The organism is Methyloceanibacter marginalis (assembly GCF_001723295.1).
In the GTDB taxonomy this organism is placed as follows: Bacteria; Pseudomonadota; Alphaproteobacteria; order Rhizobiales; family Methyloligellaceae; genus Methyloceanibacter; species Methyloceanibacter marginalis.
This window is the reverse complement of sequence record NZ_LPWD01000217.1, coordinates 1-1686: the sequence shown is the minus strand read 5'-3', so window position 1 is coordinate 1686 and position 1686 is coordinate 1. Positions and strand designations below refer to the sequence as shown.

Below are 1686 nucleotides of genomic sequence, written 5' to 3'. Positions count from 1 at the left end.
GCATGGCGCGCCCGCCGAGCTTGCCGATGCGGAGATCAATGTCGGGGGCAGCGTCACCGGCGAGAAGCCGCAAGCCTTGCTCGTTCTCCTCTTTCCCGACCTGCCGCAGGACAAGCTCGCCGCGGCAGCCGGCGCCGAAGGAACGTTGTCGGTGAAGCTTGCCGGCGTGCCGAGCAAAAAACTGACCGGCCGGGCCGCCTTGGAGACCGGCGCCCTGCAGCTTGCCTTTGAAGGGCAGGGGACGCTGCAAGACGACGGCGTCGCCTTGAACGGTTACGCGTCTGTGGCGACGCAGGACGCGAGCCTCGCGCTGCCGCTGCTGGGTCTCGATGCGCCCCCCCAGCGCCAACGCGGTGCCGCTCACGGTGAGCGCCAACCTGAGAAAGAAAGCCGGCGTCATCGATCTCGACTCCGTCAAGGCCGAGGTCGCGGGCGACGCCATCGAAGGCAGCGCGCATTTCGAGCGCGACGGAGTGACCACCAAGTTCAAGATCGCCGCCAATGCGGAGCGCGTCTCGCTGCCGGCGGTGCTGGGCGTCCTCGTGGCGTGGGAGCGCACGGCCTCCACTGAAGAGATGCTGGGCTCGGTCAGCGCGGATGCCGCTGAAGTGTGGCCGGCACGCGGCTTCGCCCTCGATCTCATCGACAACGCTGAAGGCGACGTCACCCTCAACGCCAGGACGCTCGTCCTCGGCGCGCCGTTCCAGGTCGCGGACGCCACGCTCAATGCCCGGGTCGACAATGATGGTCTTGCGATCACGGATCTCGACGGGCGGTTGTTCGGCGGCGACTTTGCCGCCTCGGGCGTCCTCTCGCCGCGCGGAAACGGTGCGGCGCTCACCGCCAAGGCCGACCTGAAAAACGCCAGCCTCGGGGCGCTGTCCGAGGCGGTCGCCGGAAACAATCTCGCCGAAGGCCCGTTCGACATCGCCTTCTCCGTGCAAGGGGAGGGCTTGAGCCCGCCGGGCCTTGTCGCCGGCCTGAGCGGCAAGGGCACGCTCGCGCTCGGCGAAGGCGTGCTGACGGCCATGACGTCCGAGCCCTTGCGCAAAGTCGCGGCCAAGGCGGCCAACACCACGATCAAGGCGACCAAGGCGGAGATCGACGCGGACACCGAGCAAGTTCGCAACACGCTGACCGACGGCACGTACGGCTTTGCGCCGGCGACCTTCGCGCTCGACGTCAAGAACGGCACGGTGCGCCTTGCGCCTACCACGCTGGCGGGGACCGGCGCCGAGGCAGACGTCAACGCCTATGTGGAGCTCGCCAGTCTCAAGCTCGACAGCGAATGGCAGATGCGTTTGACGGGCCCGGCAGCGAGAAGGTTCCGCCCGTCAGCGTGGTGTTCGCCGGGCCTCTCGATGAGGCGGGCGCCATCGTGCCCGCCGTCGATACGGCGGCCATCGAGAGCTACCTGACGATTCGCCGCCTCCAGGAAGACGTGGAGCGGCTCGAGACGCTGGACGTGAGCGGGCGCGCCGCCCGGCAAGACAGCACCGCGGAGGACAGGGCCGCCGCCGAACGGGCAGCGGCGGAAAAAGCTGCCGCGGAACGGGCTGCCGCCGAACGGGCTGCCGCCGAACGCGCTGCTGCCGAACGGGCCGCCGCCGAGAGAGCGGCGCGGGAGAAGGCTGAAGCCGAGGCACAGGCTGCGGCTGAAAGAGAAGCCGCCGAACAGGCCGCGGC

The 1686-nt window shown here is 69.4% G+C and carries 3 protein-coding genes; 2 read left to right on the top strand and 1 reads right to left on the bottom strand.

From position 1 onward, the window contains the following. The coding region (locus AUC71_RS08800) for a hypothetical protein (RefSeq protein WP_204376687.1) at nt 1-364 on the bottom strand (364 nt) is incomplete at its 3' end. Between the two features lies 1 nt (nt 365). On the opposite strand from AUC71_RS08800, the gene AUC71_RS08795 reads away from it, so the two are divergent. Continuing rightward, nucleotides 366-1418 (top strand): AsmA family protein, encoded by a 1053-nt coding sequence (locus AUC71_RS08795; protein WP_069623966.1) that lies wholly within the window; start codon nt 366-368, stop codon nt 1416-1418. Further along, on the top strand, nt 1379-1686 hold a 308-nt coding region (locus AUC71_RS19975), incomplete at its 3' end, for a hypothetical protein (protein WP_193427029.1). The genes AUC71_RS08795 and AUC71_RS19975, both read left to right, overlap by 40 nt.